Annotated in this window: 16 protein-coding genes; 8 read left to right on the top strand and 8 right to left on the bottom strand. The window is 66.2% G+C overall.

Annotated features, from left to right (window positions below):
- Window positions 1-35: 35 nt before the first annotated feature.
- From ACQ5DX_RS23165 to dnaB, 4 genes are all read left to right on the top strand, one after another.
- On the top strand, window positions 36-566 hold the full coding sequence (locus tag ACQ5DX_RS23165; protein WP_430334818.1) for a single-stranded DNA-binding protein: 531 nt from the start codon (window positions 36-38) through the stop codon (window positions 564-566).
- A gap of 39 nt (window positions 567-605) precedes the next feature.
- Window positions 606-848 carry a 30S ribosomal protein S18 gene (gene rpsR / locus ACQ5DX_RS23160; RefSeq protein WP_127917760.1) on the top strand — a complete coding sequence of 81 codons (243 nt, stop codon included), beginning with the start codon at window positions 606-608 and terminating at the stop codon, window positions 846-848.
- 17 nt (window positions 849-865) lie between these two features.
- On the top strand, window positions 866-1,321 hold the full coding sequence (rplI, locus tag ACQ5DX_RS23155) for a 50S ribosomal protein L9 (protein WP_430334817.1): 456 nt from the start codon (window positions 866-868) through the stop codon (window positions 1,319-1,321).
- A 520-nt stretch (window positions 1,322-1,841) separates the two neighbouring features.
- Window positions 1,842-3,230 carry a replicative DNA helicase gene (gene dnaB, locus ACQ5DX_RS23150; RefSeq protein ID WP_430335777.1) on the top strand — a complete coding sequence of 463 codons (1,389 nt, stop codon included), beginning with the start codon at window positions 1,842-1,844 and terminating at the stop codon, window positions 3,228-3,230.
- 591 nt (window positions 3,231-3,821) lie between these two features.
- Here the strand turns inward: dnaB and ACQ5DX_RS23145 are convergent.
- The 3 genes from ACQ5DX_RS23145 to ACQ5DX_RS23135 all read right to left on the bottom strand — a co-directional run bounded on the left by ACQ5DX_RS23145 (window position 3,822) and on the right by ACQ5DX_RS23135 (window position 5,933).
- Window positions 3,822-4,295, bottom strand: a complete 474-nt coding sequence (locus tag ACQ5DX_RS23145; RefSeq protein WP_430334816.1) for a putative Ig domain-containing protein — start codon at window positions 4,293-4,295, stop codon at window positions 3,822-3,824.
- A 651-nt stretch (window positions 4,296-4,946) separates the two neighbouring features.
- A complete protein-coding gene (locus ACQ5DX_RS23140; RefSeq protein ID WP_430334815.1) occupies window positions 4,947-5,123 on the bottom strand; it encodes a hypothetical protein in 177 nt (58 codons plus the stop codon).
- A 426-nt stretch (window positions 5,124-5,549) separates the two neighbouring features.
- On the bottom strand, window positions 5,550-5,933 hold the full coding sequence (locus tag ACQ5DX_RS23135; protein ID WP_430335821.1) for a hypothetical protein: 384 nt from the start codon (window positions 5,931-5,933) through the stop codon (window positions 5,550-5,552).
- A gap of 768 nt (window positions 5,934-6,701) precedes the next feature.
- On the opposite strand from ACQ5DX_RS23135, the gene ACQ5DX_RS23130 reads away from it, so the two are divergent.
- Window positions 6,702-7,262 carry a hypothetical protein gene (locus ACQ5DX_RS23130; protein ID WP_430334814.1) on the top strand — a complete coding sequence of 187 codons (561 nt, stop codon included), beginning with the start codon at window positions 6,702-6,704 and terminating at the stop codon, window positions 7,260-7,262.
- Between the two features lie 241 nt (window positions 7,263-7,503).
- Here ACQ5DX_RS23130 and ACQ5DX_RS23125 read toward each other — a convergent pair whose 3' ends face one another.
- The 3 genes from ACQ5DX_RS23125 to ACQ5DX_RS23115 form a co-directional block, all read right to left on the bottom strand.
- Entirely contained in the window at window positions 7,504-7,833 is a 330-nt protein-coding gene (locus tag ACQ5DX_RS23125) for a hypothetical protein (protein ID WP_430334813.1), read from the bottom strand.
- Window positions 7,834-8,537: 704 nt separating this feature from the next.
- A complete protein-coding gene (locus ACQ5DX_RS23120; protein ID WP_430334812.1) occupies window positions 8,538-9,449 on the bottom strand; it encodes an esterase/lipase family protein in 912 nt (303 codons plus the stop codon).
- A 353-nt stretch (window positions 9,450-9,802) separates the two neighbouring features.
- Window positions 9,803-10,300, bottom strand: coding sequence for a DinB family protein (locus tag ACQ5DX_RS23115; RefSeq protein ID WP_430334811.1), 498 nt, complete (start codon window positions 10,298-10,300; stop codon window positions 9,803-9,805).
- A gap of 292 nt (window positions 10,301-10,592) precedes the next feature.
- Between ACQ5DX_RS23115 and ACQ5DX_RS23110 the strand changes: the two genes are divergently transcribed.
- From ACQ5DX_RS23110 to ACQ5DX_RS23100, 3 genes are read left to right on the top strand one after another with little or no spacing between them, the layout of a single operon-like run.
- The gene (locus ACQ5DX_RS23110) at window positions 10,593-11,078 is read left to right on the top strand and encodes a YbjN domain-containing protein (RefSeq protein ID WP_430334810.1); all 486 of its coding nucleotides are present in this window, start codon (window positions 10,593-10,595) and stop codon (window positions 11,076-11,078) included.
- Between the two features lie 46 nt (window positions 11,079-11,124).
- Window positions 11,125-12,975, top strand: a complete 1,851-nt coding sequence (locus tag ACQ5DX_RS23105; protein WP_430334809.1) for an HSP90 family protein — start codon at window positions 11,125-11,127, stop codon at window positions 12,973-12,975.
- Entirely contained in the window at window positions 12,972-14,909 is a 1,938-nt protein-coding gene (locus tag ACQ5DX_RS23100) for a hypothetical protein (protein ID WP_430334808.1), read from the top strand. The genes ACQ5DX_RS23105 and ACQ5DX_RS23100 overlap by 4 nt, the downstream gene beginning before the upstream one ends.
- Before the next feature lie 153 nt (window positions 14,910-15,062).
- Here the strand turns inward: ACQ5DX_RS23100 and ACQ5DX_RS23095 are convergent, their stop codons facing one another.
- Both ACQ5DX_RS23095 and ACQ5DX_RS23090 read right to left on the bottom strand, forming a co-directional pair.
- The gene (locus tag ACQ5DX_RS23095) at window positions 15,063-15,923 is read right to left on the bottom strand and encodes a hypothetical protein (RefSeq protein WP_430334807.1); all 861 of its coding nucleotides are present in this window, start codon (window positions 15,921-15,923) and stop codon (window positions 15,063-15,065) included.
- On the bottom strand, window positions 15,916-16,470 hold the full coding sequence (locus ACQ5DX_RS23090; RefSeq protein ID WP_430334806.1) for a hypothetical protein: 555 nt from the start codon (window positions 16,468-16,470) through the stop codon (window positions 15,916-15,918). The genes ACQ5DX_RS23095 and ACQ5DX_RS23090 overlap by 8 nt, the downstream gene beginning before the upstream one ends.
- Window positions 16,471-16,473 lie beyond the last annotated feature (3 nt).

The raw sequence follows: 16,473 nt of genomic DNA, 5'->3' as shown, positions 1-16,473 counted from the left end.
CCAACAGGAACTCCACACACAGCAGGAGGAACCACATGGCAGGCGACACCGTAATCACCGTCATCGGAAACCTGACGGCTGACCCCGAGCTTCGTTTCACCCCCGCGGGTGCCGCGGTCGCGAACTTCACCGTCGCGTCCACGCCCCGCACCTTCGACCGTCAGACGAACGAGTGGAAGGACGGCGAAGCGCTGTTCTTGCGCTGCAACATCTGGCGTGAGGCTGCGGAGAACGTTGCAGAGAGCTTGACTCGCGGCTCGCGAGTGATCGTGAGCGGACGGCTCAAGCAGCGCTCCTACGAGACCCGTGAGGGCGAGAAGCGCACGGTCGTGGAGCTCGAGGTCGACGAGATCGGCCCCTCGCTCCGCTACGCCACTGCCAAGGTCAACAAGGCCAACCGCGGAGGCGGTGGCGGTGGTGGCTTCGGTGGTTCTTCCGGCGGATCCGGCGGCGGACGTCCGGCGTCCAACTACAGCCAGGGCGGAGACGATCCGTGGGGCAGCGCGCCGCAGGCGGGCTCCTTCGGAGGCTCCTCCCAGGGCGTGGACGACGAACCGCCGTTCTGATCCGTACCCGATCGGAACATCCAGAAAACGGAGATAGACATGCCGAAGCCGCCGCTGCGCGACAAGGTTATGAAGAAGAAGGTCTGCACGTTCTGCAAGGAAAAGAACACGCAGATCGATTACAAGGACACGACGCTGCTGCGTAAGTACGTCAGCGACCGCGGCAAGATCCGCGCCCGCCGTGTCACCGGCAACTGCGTCCAGCACCAGCGCGACATCGCCGTTGCCGTGAAGAACTCGCGTGAGGTGGCCCTGCTGCCTTACGTCTCGACGGCCCGCTGAGGAAAGGGAGGGACGACATGAAGCTGATTCTCACCGCTGACGTGGACAACCTCGGTGCGCCTGGCGACACCGTTGAGGTCAAGGACGGCTACGGCCGTAACTACCTGCTCCCCCGCGGCCTCGCCATCGTCGCCACCCGTGGCGCCGAGAAGCAGGTCGAGGGCATCCGTCGCGCCCAGGAGGCGCGCGCGGTCCGTGGTCTCGATCACGCCAAGGAGCTCAAGGCTGCCATCGAGGGTCTCGAGGGTGTGTCGCTGTCGGTGAAGACCGCCGGTGACTCGGGCAAGCTGTTCGGTTCCGTCACCGCGGCCGACGTTGCAGGCGCCATCAAGGCTGCTGGCGGCCCGGTCGTCGACAAGCGCAGCCTGGAGCTGCCGAAGGCTCACATCAAGAGCACCGGCAAGCACCAGATCGTGGTCAACCTGCACCCCGAGGTTGCCGCCAAGTTCCACCTGAACGTCGTCGCCGCCTAGTCGACGCGTTCGGTCGAAGGGCCCCGCGGACTTCGTGTCCGCGGGGCCTTTTGCGTTGCTGCGGGAGGCTGTGGATAGATTCGCCACTGAGTGCCAGTTTTGTGACCTGGGGCATACCCTGGTTGGGGCGGTGTTTACCCAACACGCCCGCCCTGTCAACCCGAACGACACGCCGCGCGAGTTTTCATCCACAGGGGTGTGAAACGAAAAACGCCCGTCTACCTGTGATTTGTTCAGTGTGATATTCATCTGTCCCCAGGTTATCCCCAATTTTTCCCGGCCGGTTAACACCTCGACCAGGCGCCTCCCCAATTCATCCACAGCTGTGTACACAGGCGGGTTTGGTGGGCGGGTTGTCGGACCCCTAACGTCGTCGCGAGCGTGTCTCCCGACCCGCCCGCGAGGCGGCGCAGTTTTGTCGGGGCACACGGGTACAAAGAGTGTGAAAGACGCCATTCGCGCCGGTCATCGGCAGCGCGCGGGACGGCGTCCGGAGCTGGTTGCGGAGAAGGCGGTCACGTTGGCGGTTGTAGATGATCGTGGTCATTCCGAGTACCCGGGACCCCCGGAGGAGCCGAGCGAGGAGTTCGGTCGGCAGCCCCCGCACGACATGGTCGCGGAGCAGTCGGTGCTCGGAGGCATGCTGCTGAGCAAGGACGCCATCGCCGACGTCCTCGAGGTGCTGCGGCCGGGCGACTTCTACCGCCCAGCCCACCAGTCGGTGTACGACGCGATCCTCGACCTCTACAGCCGCGGCGAGCCGGCCGACCCGGTCACGGTGTCCGCGGAACTCGACCGGCGCGGCGAGCTGCGTCGCATCGGCGGCGCTCCGTACCTGGTGACACTGACCCAGACGGTGCCCACCGCCGCGAACGCCGCCTACTACGCCGAGATCGTGGCCGAGAAGTCGGTCCTGCGTCGCCTCGTCGACGCGGGCACCCGCATCGTCCAGTACGGCTACGCCGGTTCCGACGGCCAGGACGTCGCCGAGGTGGTCGACCGCGCGCAGGCCGAAATTTTCGAGGTCACCGAGCGTCGCACCACCGAGGACTTCATGCCGCTCGAGGAGCTGCTGCAGCCCACGATGGACGAGATCGACTCCATCGCCAGCCGCGGCGGCATCTCCCTCGGCGTACCCACCGGATTCAGCGAGCTCGACGAGATCACCAACGGCCTTCATGCAGGTCAGATGATCATCGTCGCGGCACGTCCCGGCGTGGGCAAGTCGACGATCGGAATGGATTTCATGCGTTCGTGCTCCATCAAGCACGGCATGGCCAGCGTCATCTTCTCGCTCGAAATGAGCAAGACCGAGATCGTGATGCGTCTGCTGTCGGCGGAGGCGAAGATCAAGCTCTCGGACATGCGCTCGGGCAAGATGTCCGACGACGACTGGACGCGTCTGGCGCGGCGGATGAGCGAGATCAGCGAGGCTCCGCTGTTCATCGACGACTCCCCCAACCTGACGATGATGGAGATCCGCGCGAAGGCGCGCCGGCTCAAGCAGAAGCACAACATCCGGCTGATCGTGATCGACTACCTGCAGCTGATGTCGTCGGGCAAGAAGGTCGAGTCCCGGCAGCAGGAAGTCTCGGAGTTCTCGCGAAGCCTCAAGCTGCTCGCGAAGGAACTCGAGGTTCCGGTGATCGCGATCTGTCAGCTCAACCGTGGTCCCGAGCAGCGAACGGACAAGCGCCCCCAGGTTTCCGACCTCCGCGAGTCCGGCTCGCTCGAGCAGGACGCCGACATGGTCATGCTGCTGCACCGCCCCGACGCCTTCGAGCGGGACGACCCGCGCGGCGGCGAGGCCGACATCATCCTCGGCAAGCACCGTGGCGGTCCGACGGCCACCATCACCGTCGCCCACCAGTTGCACTACTCGCGGTTCGTGGACATGGCGCGGGGGTAGGCGCTCTGCTGTAGGTCCGGATCTAGATGTCCTTTTCCGGGCCTACATATCCCGCACTTGTCATGATTCCAGCCTATATGTCCATTCTGGTCGCGTTTCGGGAACGGGCGTAGGCACTGAGTGTCAGGAAGAAGGGGCTGCGTGGCGACCTCGGCCTCGCAGGCCCGACCGGTCAAGTGTGTTCATTGGACCTGGCAACGAACTCGGCGCCGGGCCGAAATGGGTCTTGGATAGGGAACCCTTGCGGGATCAGCGAGCAGGACGGGTAACCAGGACTGGGCGTAACAGCTTGACGAGGATGTCGATCGAACGACTCGTCCGCTGAAGTCCTGCTCCGGTAGGCGATCGTCAAACAGGACACCCCAATTGGGCAGCTTTGCGCCTGTGATCTTCAGAGATAGATGGCGCGGTTCTGATCGCTGGAAGTGGCGGGCCCGCGTGGGGTGGACGTGAGTGGTCAGGTCGCAGCCCCCTCGCTGTGGGAAGCCGCGATCGAGTAGTGCGTGCAGTACCGCGTCGTATCGGCGCAAAAGGCGTGTGGCCGCCACCCTGGTGGGTGGCGGCCACAAGCCTGGTTCACACGGTGGTGGGTCAGGAGGTCCAGGTCAGGGAGCCGAGGCTGCCGATTGGCATTGGCCCGGTCGAGATGCTTTCGATGGCGACGGCGACAGGCAGGACCGCGTCGGCGCCGACGCCGTTCGATGCGGTGAGGGTGAACTCGAACCGTCCACCGGTGGTGGGGGTTCCGGACAGGACCCCGTCCGCGGAGAGGGTCAGGCCGTCGGGCAGTGCGCCGGCGGTGACGGTCACGGTGGGGGCCGGGTTCCCGGTGACCGTGAAGGTGTGGCTGTAGGGATTGCGGACGAACCCGACGGGCGCAGTGCCCGACGGGGTCGGTGCCGTCCGCGCATCCAGCGCGAGGGAATGTGCGGCGCCGGCAGCGATCGCGGTGTAGCCGCCGTCGCCGTCGCCCAGAACGACACCGCCCGCAGCCACCTCGAACCGGACCGGGGAGCCGTGGTCGTTGTCTACGTGCGGGGTGCCGGGTCCGCCCTGATCAATCAAAGGAACAGGGGTGCTCCACTGATGCACGTGGGATCCGAATCAAGTGGTCTCCATCCGTCGTAGAGCGCTACCTCGCCGCAACAACGGTGAATAGGCGAGAGATCCGGAGGCGTCCAACTCGAATCCCAGATGCCCGCGACCTTGTGCTGTTGGCTCCGCGTCGCTGATGGCCGCTGGCTCGCCCAGGTCTGCGTCCCCGCTCGAACCGCCAACCGGCGCAGCCAGATCGACCTCAGGCTGTGGGTGGACTCTGGAAACGTCGCACGCCGAACGGTGTGACTTCCTGCCGAAGTCAGCGGCCGCTAGGCCGGTACCCGTCGGCCTGCCGCCCACGGAAACCAATTGCGGTCAGCGAAGATTTCGGCGGATGGCTTCTGCGCGATCAACACCGCTGTGCGGCATCTCCTGCCGTGCAGGGAATCGCGTGGAGTTCGTCGCGGGCATTGCCGGCCGCAGCAATGCGATCGCGAATCGGACGAAGCCAAGAGGGGCGGGAGGGCGGACGAAGTACAAGGGGCGTGACGATGGCGCTGATGCACCCTGGACAGGCATGTGCCGGCGATGTTCAGCTGGTCTGCGTTTGGGAGCCAGGGCAGTGCGCGAGATGTGGTTCCGGAGAACGAATGCCAGCGGCGAGTTCTATTGAGGCCGTTAGGAGGCGTCCTTCTCGCCGCGTATCAGCCACAGGCCGACTCCGGCGGCGGCGGCGACCATGGCTGACACCGCCCGGCTGATGATCGCGGTGTTTCCGCTGAGGTCGGAGAAGTTGGTGAAGTAGACGGTCGCGCAGAGAGCGATGACGAGCAGAATCCAGAGCGTGGCCTTCATAGGGTGGTGCCTCCTGTGCTGAACAGTGATCGGCAGCCTTGGTCTGGGGGCTGCCCTTACGTCGTCCACTCTGCTCGTGTGCTTGGGCGCACGCATTAGAGCAGTCCCCCCGATTAATGGTGTAGTCCGCTACACCCCCAGGGCTCCGGCAAAAGTGTGAGCCACAATCGATTCCGCTCATCGGCGGTGAAGTTTCGTTCGACGAGGTCGTCGTGGACCGGTGGGCCGGAACGGACGTGCCTGGCGCCGCGGTTGTTCCAGAGCTGAGGGGCTTCCGGCGCTCGGTCGGCAAGCGGCGGATCCCCTTTCGGCCGGGGCTGTGCGTGTCCTGTATGGCGATGGTCATGCGGGCCGTTAGGTCGCAGCCAAGAGCTCGTGCAGAACGCCTTCCTGGAAAGTCCGTGCTTGCCGGCCTGAGGGTCGGGGCTAACCGGAGCGTGCTGCGATGGACTGCTCGATCGTCTCGACCGGCTGGTAGCCGGCCCTGAGTAGCTGGCGGCCGGCGTCGACTTTGGACAGCCACCTCCCGTAGCGATGCCGGACCAGCGCGCGGCAGGCCCCCAGGACCGCGTCATCGGCTCCGGCTGCAGGTTGGTCGTCGGCCTGGCTGGGCAGCGCCATCCACCAGTGCAGCGAGTCGACCAGTAGGCTCTGTAGCTCCTCCGGTGGTAGCTCGGCGAAGGCCTCTGAGGCCGGCGGTCCCGTCAACACCCGGCCGCTTTGGTGCAGGATGCTGCGGTCCAGTCCGTACCAGAACGTCCCGTTGGCCGCCGGGCGGTCCGCGGGTCGATGGGTCTGCCGGAATGCCATGGCTGGGCCGTCGGGGCCGCGGCAGAGCAGGACGATGTCGATGTCGCTGCGGCCGGGGTGGAAGGCGTCCAGGGCCAGCGACCCGGCCGCGTGTTCTCCTTCGGCAAGATGGAATATGGGTGTGGTCGTCGAGCTCTAGGTTCCCACCTGAGTTAGCTCATTCATTTGGTGCGTGAGATCGGGCCAACCCCACTTCCCGCCGAACTCCACAGCCGTCGATCCTCAGTCGATCAGTAGTCAGGATCGTCCGACGACTCTCCTTCATCCCGTCCCCTTCCGGCTGCGTCGTCCGCATTGTCGTCGCTCAGTCGCGTGCCGCTTTCGACGCAGCGCCAGGGTGTCCTGTATGACGATCGCTGAGCAGGCCGGATTGTGGGCCGACCACTATGTTGTCAGTGCGGCCGTCATCCCTGCGCTTTCTCCCTCGATCGTTAGTGCGGCCCGGTCAACCAGGGCCGCAGAGGCGTCGGCGATCCATGAGGCATGAAGAACGAGCTGACATGCGCGGAGTGCGGACATCACGAGTGGTGGGACGACGGCAGCTATTTTGGCGAGCGGACGGACTTCGATCATCACGTGTGTGGCAGCCCGCAGCAGTACGCGATGTGTGGCAGCGAGTGCGATCACCGCTTTCCCGGTTGCTCGAAGCTGCCCGAACACCCCTCGTTCCAGCAGCGATGATCCGACGATGACCCGCGATCGGCGCTCTCGGTCGACCGACCACCTTGATAGATTGCCCACATGATCCGAAATGCTCGGTTTGTTTCTGTGGCGCTTCTTCTCGCCGCAGCAGTCAGTGCCTGCGGTTCCGACGACACCGATAAAGCGGCCCAGGACGCCCGGGCCGAAGGGACCGCGGTCGCCCAGGAGGACGCGGTAAGCGCCTCGGGAGCGAACGCGCTGGCGCGATTCGCGAGCTGCAGCGACGTTGCCCCTGCGGTCGCACCGTACATCGCTGGGCTGCAGGAGAGTCCGTCGAACGCGGTCGACGAGTACGGCGTGCTGTGCAACTGGGAGATCCCCGACGGCGCCACGGATCTGAGCGAGATCCGTGTCGTCGAGGTCCTGATCGAGCCCGGGACCGGAGAGGTCTCGGCCGTGCGGGACCTCGAGGCCGGCCAGCTCGTCGTCCTTCCGGACGCCGAACTCGAGAAGACCGGTGGCGTCGCCTACACCCTCCCGGTGACGACGGCCGTCGCCGGGGTGATCGTCACGACGGTCGAGACTCCCGATGTCAAGGTGACGATCACCGGTGGGCAGTGGGATGACATGCCGTCTCTGGACGGTCCGGCCGCCGTGTCGGCCGCCAAAGAACTGATCGGGGCCTAGTTCCCCTCTCGGCCGCGACCCGCGGGAGCGAGCCGGTTTCGGCGGGAATCAAAGCGCACCGATCGGTACGGAGATGTGGAACCAAGCCTGAGGTACTCCGCAGGCATTCGAGAGGTGTCCTGTTTGACTATGGACCTACATGACAGGACATCTCCGCGGCCCGAACGAGGAAGGCCCCCATGGCAGTCCGTGGGGGCCTTCGTCGCAAGATGCCGGGTAGTCGTCGCCTATGCGCCGGGAATCATTCCCGGGTAGATGAAGCGTTCGACGCGGGGTTCGAAGCGAGGGAGCCGAAGGCTCCCATGCTGAAGACGAGGTTGAGCTTGTGTGGGTTTCCTGCCGGATCGGCCTGCCAGCATGAGGTATCGACGCGATAGCCGGTGCAGACGATCTTGGTGGTTCGCCCGTACGGGGAGACGACGCGGGTCATGTTGACCGTCGGATTCCAGAACTCGGGCTGGTCAGGCATCAGCACGTAGTTCGTCGCGTTCTCCGGACGAACGGCGTTACCCTCGCCCGGATCGACTGGCCAGGCGTCCTGGGCGTTGGCGATGCCCGAGCCGAGTGTCATGAGTCCGATGGCCAGTGCGCCGGCTCGGACGAGAAGTGAGCGCTCCATTCAGATCGTCAAACAGGACTCCTCTGAGCCGTGCAGTCAGGGATCTGTGCCCCTCCGAGTCAGGGGACTGTGCAGGCGGATCGATCGAACACCCCTAGCTCGGGGGAACGTCGGTTCGAGTACGCGCGCCACGCCACATAAGCCGGAGGCCGGCGTGTTTGCGCCAATCGCAGGGCTGCCTGAGACCCGAATGGGGCGGCAGGAACCTGGCACCGAGTGCCTGGCGGCGTCCGCCACGGTGGGTTTTGGGCTTGCGGAACGGTGACGGCGAAGACTGAGAGTAAGCGTGGCCGCGATGATCTGGCATCGACTCGGATCCCAGCTGTGGAAAAGGACATCTTCGCGCGGAATTTCGTGGACAAGTGTCGTGGAAGATCTCGAAAGTCCAAGGTGGCTCGGACAAGTGGATCCGGAACCTACAGCTGCTGCTCGGCTGTTCGACCCTGCATCTGCCGACTCACTGGTATCGGGAACCGGCCTGGCGCAACCCGTTCGAGAGAATCCGGCGAGAATCAGATCCGAATCAACGCTGGTGGATCAGGGCTCGGCGGGCCATCTTGTGCTTCCGCGAAAGGCTGTGCGTACCTCGGCGTCGAAGGTGAACTCCCGGTGTCCGACATCGCTGAGCGGGTCGTAGCCACCCGAAAGCATCCTCATTATGGAACCGACGGAGATCCGGAGCAGCTCGCGGCACGCACTGGGTCGAGGGCATGGAGGATCTGGTCCACGGCGGCGGGGTCGGACGGCAATTGCAGATGCTCGGAAGTGTCGCCGGGGCATGGGTCCTGCAGAACGATGTTGTGGACGTTCGGTGCGTCGGCGAGCAGCCCTGTGGTGAAAGGGGTGGCGACTTCGTCATATCGGGACACGACCGCGGTGAAGTGCACCGCCGGTACCCGGTTCGGATCAGGGTTGAGCACTGACAGAAATGGCGATCCGGCTGCGAGTTGACTGCACTGTGCGCAGACCGCCGCGAGTGCGTCATTCACGCCTGGCACACGCAGCGCGATGGCACTGCCATCGAGGTCGGATCCGTGGAACGGCGTACCCAGGGTGACGAGATTGCCGACCCGGCCGGCACCACCGAGATTGGTGAGGTAGTAGAACGCGGTCGCGCCACTCGCGGAGTGCGCGACAATGTCGACCTTGGCGGCTCCGGTGGCCGCTCGGACCCGCTCGATGTAGTCGCTGACCTCGTTCGCGGTGTCCGGCACGCTCGCAAACCCTCCGCTGTCCCCGAAGGCGGTCTTGCCGATCGTCGTGCTGAATACGCAGTACCCCTCGTTTGCGAGCAGAGGCGAAACCGTCTGCCACGTCAAGGTGTCGGTCGAAGCGAAGCCGTGAAGGAGCACAACCGGATTCGGATGTGCGGGGGTAGGCCGGCAGGTCCAGTCGTCGGCGCCGGGGGGTGCCTGACCGGGGTGGGTCAGCTGCGCGGTCAGGCCGGCCAGGTATCCGTAGGGGACTGGGTATTGCGTCTGGGCGTCCGCGGCGACACCCGATATCGTCGACAAGCCCATCGCCACGGCGACGGTTGAGGCGGCGAACAGTCGTCTAGGTATTCCCATTCTGCGGTACTCCCCTCTTCGGCGAATAGCGACAGGCCGTTTGGTCATTGGACCGTAGCAGGGTCCGTCCTCGACTGACTTCCGAAATGGGGCTCCGAGCACCGGTAGTGGCGGATTTCGGATCGTGTGAAGTGATCAACGAATTATGATGAGTGCTAGCTGATTTCGAGTGTTTCGAGCGGTATGTTCGAAATGTGTCCCGCGCGTGTGGGCCACACGGCCGCCGCCGTGTTCCCGGCGCCTCCGGCTGATCTCCCGCGACGAACGCGCCGGGGTCACCCTCCGCCGGGAAATAGTGCATGTACCAGCGGTCGCCGCTCACGCTGATCACGAGGTAGCCGTACCGCGCGTGGTCACACCTGGCGGCGGATGTCGAGGAGGTGGTGCTGTGTCTCGTGCACCGTGTGCACTGCGACCCAGCGCAGGGACCTCTCACAGGCTTCCGAGTAGTGGTAGACGAGTGTGCGGTTCCAGTCGTCCTCATCCAATCGGCTCAGGACGTTGCCGAACATCTGTGCAGCGTCCGCGAGCTGTCGGGCTACATCGCCCGGCCGCTGCTCGGCATATCCGTCGTGCAGTACCCGCTCGTCGCGACCCATGGGTGAGCAGTCGGGTCGGTCCGTACGGCGAGCGGCGAGCACTCGTTCGCGCTGCACGAGCAGGACGTCCCTCAGGTGGCATCCGTACTCGAGCGGCGACCACACCTCGGGCTGCCGTCGGGATCTCAGGTCGATATCGACGTCTCGCAAGATTGCTACGACCTCGGTGACACGATCCTGGATGCTCTCGGCAGCGATCGCGGCTTCACTGAGGACGTAGGAGAACCCGCACTGGTCGCATGTTTCGGTCACCTCCGCATTGTCGTCGGTAGTACGGGCCGACGGTTCGATATCGATGAGGACGCCACGCCGTGATCAGTCTCCAAGGCAGACAGCACATGTCGTCGGGCTGGAGCGGCGCAACGCCGCGCGAGTGGGAACGGCAGCGGTCTCGGGCCCGATGCGGTGACCCCGATTTCATGACCGCGAGCAGGCCGAAGCTCGAGGCGGTTACCGCTATCGCGGTGCCGGATGCGCGAGTGTCGGTAGCTCGAGCTACAACTGCTCGTGCGACTGACAGTCATACCGATCAGAGGGGCACACTATGGGGTTTTTCACGAAGGACGCGGTACCAGGCCTCGGGAGCGGCCTGGTACCGCTCTCGCAGGACCGGATCAAGGCAGCACTGGAGCGGGCGGGTTGGTCGTACAGTGCCGACGTCGACGGTGACATCGTCGGCACTTGGGAGTATGGATCTTTCTTCTTCTTCGTCAACGGTGGCAGCGGAGAGTTGTTGTGTGTCCGCGGTTTCTGGCGGGGCAAGCTCGACGATTCCGACTACGTCCGGGCTCTCGAGGTCTGCAACGCGTGGAACTCCGAGAAGCTGTGGCCGAAGACCTATATCGAGCGCGACGACGAGGGCAAGGTGCGTCTGAACGCCGAACTCAATGTCGACTACGAGCACGGTTTGAGCGACGACCAGCTCATGCAGCATCTCGTCTGCGCCATCAACACGGGCATGACGTTCTTCGAGCATCTGAACGAGACGTTCCCGGAGGTGTGGGAGCAGTACCGGCCTGAGGAGGAGTAACGGCCCACACTGCTCGTAGATTCCGTCTCGACACCTCAGGAGCCTCGTGTCCGATCGTTTCCAAGTCGATCTCGCAGGTATGGTCGACCTGCTCTCCCGGCATCTCTACTCCGGTCCGCAGGTGTTCCTGCGCGAGTTGGTCCAGAACGCGGTCGACGCCGTCACCGCGCGGCGAGAATTCGACCCCACCGCGGAGGCGACGATCCGGCTGCGCACCGGCACCGACGCGAGCGGGCGGCCGACTCTCGAGGTCATGGATACGGGCACAGGTCTCACAGCCGGAGAAGCCGCGGAACTGCTCGCAACCATCGGACGGTCCTCGAAGCGCGACCCGACGCTGGGGCTCGGGCGGACCGAGTTCATCGGGCAGTTCGGCATCGGCCTGCTCTCGGCGTTCATGGTCGCCGACCGCATCGAGGTGCGGTCGCGGACCGCGCGGCGCGATGCGCCGGCGATCCGCTGGATCGGGTGCGCGGACGGCACCTTCGAGGTGAGCGAGGATACCGATCCCGATGCGCCGGTGGGCACGTCGGTGCGGCTGACCGCTCGCCGGGACGCCGAACACTGGCTCGCGAACGACACCGTGCTCTCGCTCGCAGAGGAGTACGGTTCGCTGCTCCCCTTCGACGTGGCTGTACAGGTGCCGGTCGCCGGATCTTCTCCGATGTGGCGGCGCATCACACAGCCCGAGCTGCCGTGGCGCGTCACGCACCCGACACGCACCGCACGGGAACGGGCACTCGCCGAGTACTGCGAGCGGACGTTCGGGTTCACACCGCTCGCGCACATCGATCTCGACCTTCCCGTCGCCGGGGTGTCCGGGGTCGCTTTCGTGCTGCCGCAAGCGGTTTCGCCGGGTTCCGGCCAGCATCGCGTCTACACCAAGCGGATGCTGCTCGGCCCACGTGTCGACAACGTGCTCCCGGAGTGGGCGTTCTTCACCCGGGCCGTGCTCGACACGAGCACGCTCTCACCGACGGCGTCGCGCGAACAGATCCATGACGACGACGCACTGCTCGGAGTGCGCGAGGCACTCGGTGAGCAGATCAAACGGTGGGCCGTCGACACGCTGAGTGAACCGAGCGCACTTGCGCGTTCCGTGCTCGAGATCCATCACCTCGCGCTGCGCGCGCTCGCGCTGACCGACACCGATGTGCTCGATCTCGTAGCGAGAGTGCTGCCGTTCGAGACGACGGACCGACCTCTGACCCTCGCCGAGGCGGCCCGCGATGGTGAGATCGTCTACACGACCACCACCGAGGCCTACCGGAGGGTTGCGACCGTCGCCCGCGCGCAGGGCCTCGTCGTGGTCAACGCGGGCTACGTCTACGACGCCGACATCATGCAACGCCTCGCCCAGCGTCGTGGCTGGCGAGCACGGGAGTTGCAGAGTTCCGACCTGGTGCAGGTGCTCGGGGTGCCGGGTGTCGCCCGCGAAATGGAGCTCGCCGCGGCGGTCGCGGACGCGCGCGACCTGCTCGCGGCCGACGACTGCGACGTGATCGTGCGCACCTTCTCGCCGGACACCGTGCCCGCGATCCTGTTGCGCGACTCGGAGTCCGAGCACCGGCGTGAACGCGACCGGGAACGCGCCGCGTCACCCGATCTGTGGGGCGGGCTGCTCGACTCTTTCGCGGACGACAGCCCGGCCCGCACCCGCACTCTCGTCCTCAACGACGACGCGCCGGTTGCACGGCGCCTCCTGGCCGCCCCGCACGGAGAGGTGTTCACGGCCGGCTTGCGGTCCGTCTACCTCGCCGCCGTCATGCTCGCCGGCGAAGGACTCCGGTCCGCGGAATCTGCCGCGCTCTCCGACGCGCTCGGCGTGCTGCTCGACGCCTCACTCCGCCCGGCCTCGCTCGAATCAGACCATCCCCGACAGGAGGACACCCCATGAACACCCCTGCTGCCCGCGAGCTCCGCGACATCAGCCAGATGCCGTACGGAGTCGCCCGCATCGCCGCCGCCGAAGCGCTGACCCGCAGAATCGAGGCGGAAGGGCCCCGGGAACTGTTCGCGGAATCGCTGCTCGACCTGGTCGAGGCGTACACCTATGCCGGGGAGGGCGCGAAGTCGTTCGTTGTGTTCGCGCGGCTGCTGCGGCTCTGGGACGAGAGCCCCGAGCTGTTCGACGGCCAGGACGAACACAACCTGTTCTGGGAGTTCAAGTGGGTCGCCACCGACCTCCCGCACTACCCGCAGATCACGGCCGAGCAGGGCGCCGCGTTCCTCGACGACATGGAGCGACGGTACGAGATCGCCGGGCACGGCCTGTCCTCGGTGCGCATGAGCCGCTTCCGCTGGGCCTGGCACACCGGCCATCCGGATGCCGAGGCCGAGCGGCTGGCCTGGATCACCGGGCTGCGTGACGAGTTCGAGGACTGCCGCGCCTGCACCATCGGACGGCAGGTGCAGTTCTTCACCGAGACCGGCCGCCACGAGGAGGCCGTCGCGCTCGGCTTGACGCAGGACGACAGCTGCAACCTCGAGCCGACCATTACCCACCACGCCGTCGCACTCTCGGCGCTGCTCACCGGCGATCCGGAACTCGCGCTGGACCAGCATCGTCGTGCCCTCGCTTCACTCGACGTGAGCAACCGGGAACTCGCGTCGTCGCGCGGCCAGAGCTTCGAAATGCTCGCCCGCGGTGGACATCTCGAACGCGCGTTGCGTGTTCTGCGCAACGACGACGTTGCGCTCCTCGACCAGGCTCCCTCGCCGCTGAAGCGTCTGTATTTCCTCATCGGTGTGCTGGCGGGGCTCTCGGCCAACCTCGACCAGGGCGATGCCGCCACCGGCTTGCGTGAGCCGGAGCGCCGCACTGTCGCCGCTCTGCACGCGTGGGTGCGCGGGCAGGCCGATGAGCTTGCCGCGCGGTTCGACGCCCGCAACGGCACCCCCTACTACGCCGATCTCATCGCCCGGGCCCTCGCCGCGACACGCACGGATCGTCCGCTCGATCTCGAGAGCGAAGCATCGTCCTCCACCCCCGCCACACCTGCGGGTGCCGCCTCGGCGGCCGCAGTCGACGAGGGCGTCGAGGGCGTCGAGGGTGTCGAGGCCTCGGGCGATGAACGGTACGCGCGTGCCGAGGCCCTCGCCGTGCGACGGGACTACAGAGCTGCACGCGCGGAGTATCTGTCCGCCGCAACCGAATTCGAAGCATTGGGACTCCTCGAGCGCGCCGGGCTCGCCTTCGCCGAAGCCGCCCAGTGCGCGGCAGAGTCGGGTGACGAAGAGGTCGCGCACGAGAGCTTCGGCGCGGCGATTCCCCGTCTCGTAGCCGGCGGAGCACCGGAGGGCGTCACCGCGGCCGTCCTCACCGCATGGGCGCCGCTCGCCGCTCGAATGGATGCCGTCGGTGAACTCCTCACGTCGCTGGCCGCGCTGCTCACCCGGGCCGATCAGCCGCTCGATACCTCCGCCCTCACCGAGGAACTCGCCGAGCGGCGACGCACCGAACGGGGACACACCGTCGCGACGGTGCGCGACACGCTCGCCCGCACACTCGCGGGCGCCCCGGCCGGGCAGATCCCGGCTGAACTCGAAGCCACCAACCCCGCCGCCGAAGCCATGCAGGCGGGCGAGGAGTTCGCCCGCCTCGGCCTGGTCGTCGACGCCGCGCACGCCTTCTGGCTCGCCGGCAGAGTGCAACGCGCCGCCGGCGAAACCGACGCCGCGCTCTGGGCGCTGGAATCGGCCTTCGAGGGCTTCACCGCCGTGGGCAAACGCGACGAACGCACCGAGGCCGCCGGAGAACTCATCGAACTCCTGCGCGCCAGTGGTCAGGCCGACCGAGCCGACCAGGTCACTGCACAGCTCACACGTTGACTCCTGAGTGTCGTCATCGTCCGGATGTACTGGGTAGCGGTGGAACAGGACGTCTTCGCGCGGAATCTCGGGGACGTCTGTCGTGGAAGATCTTGAAACACCCAGGTTGATCGGGCAAGTAGATCAGGAACCACAGCTGCTGTTGCAGCACAGTCAGAGTCGTGGCAAGAGCCCGCGCAGGTACTCGGCGGTGTCCGGGCGCGCGGCGTCGACGGCCGTGACGATGCGTTCGCGGCGCTCGTCGGGGAGCGCGGCGAGCGCGTCGATGAACTGCGGGAGTTCGTTCCTCCGGCGCATGAGTAGCGCGTTGAGGAAGTTGGGCACCTCCCGCCAGCGCGGGCCGTGGCCGAGCTCCATGAGCGCGAACACGCGGTCGAAATTGCTCGGGAAGTCCTTCTCGTTCGTCCAGGCGCGGTCGACGCGACCGCTCTCACGGAACGCGTCGGCGGCGGATCTCCAGTCCTCGGGCCAGTCGTCCGGGATCGGATCGAGCACCGGCGTCGTGTTCGTGCCGCCGAGTGCCTCGTGGATCGGTTCCCACTCCTCGTCCTCACGGACCCAGTGACCGAGGGTTCGGCGCACGAGCGCGCGCTGCGCATCGCCCCAGGTATCGGCCACCGTGAGGAACGCGCGGCTCGCGTCCTCGCTTCCGGTGACGAGCATCGAGCCGGTGCGGATGCTGTCGTGATTGCCACGCGACTCCAGCCAGTTCGGCAGCACCCGGGCGGTGGTGGCTCCACCCGCTACCGGATCGACCTGCAAGAGAACGCCGTAGGCGGCCTCGTAGATGCCGAAGTCGTCGAGCGGGTGCAACGACCACAGGATCGCCTCGATGGTTTCCGCGTCGACGACCCGCCCGTCGAGGGCGTCGAGCATCGCGAGGTACCGATCGATGCCTGCCTGCTGGACGGCGTCCTCCTCATCGCTCAGCGTCCCCGCCTCGTCCTGATGGATGCTGCCGCCCAGGCGGATCAGCTCGTCCCGCCATGCCTGATCGCGCCCCACGTCACTCATTTCCGATCCTTGTCCGAGCCCCATCGATGTACTCCTCGACCAGTGCAAGTGCAGTGTGGTCGAGCGCGCGACCTGACAACGTGGCACGAATCCTCTCGAACGCCTGCCGAGTCTCCGGCGGCGCGAGGAAGTCGTCCAACGGAGCCCCACTCGCCTGGAAGTCCGCCTGCTCGAGCAGAGCGATGCCGAGTGCGGCGATCCACTCCGACGATCGCTGCTCCAGGTAAGCGGCCCACGCCTCGAGCGCGGTGATCGCGCGCAGGAGATCCGGATCCATGTCGCCGTCCGACAGATCGCCCTCGTCGATCTCCACGATCCAAGCCCGAAGTTGTTCGGCAGACGCCGTACTCGCTCCGTCGGCCGCCGCGCTCACGGCGCGTGCCCCGGCCTCCGTCAGCTCTGCTGCCGCGGCCGCTGCCACGCCATCCGCTGTGAGGAGCTCCCGCGTGACCGTGATCCCGAACTCGATCTGCGCCTGGACCGTAGCGTGGGCTGCGCGCTCGCGGACGAAGTTCTCGACCTCCTCGTAGCTACTCACGCCGGTCATCGC

This window comes from Rhodococcus sp. ACT016, from assembly GCF_050477185.1.
In the GTDB taxonomy this organism is placed as follows: Bacteria; Actinomycetota; Actinomycetes; order Mycobacteriales; family Mycobacteriaceae; genus Prescottella.
Note: the sequence above shows the minus strand (reverse complement) of the source record. Positions and strands in the feature narration are given on the sequence as shown.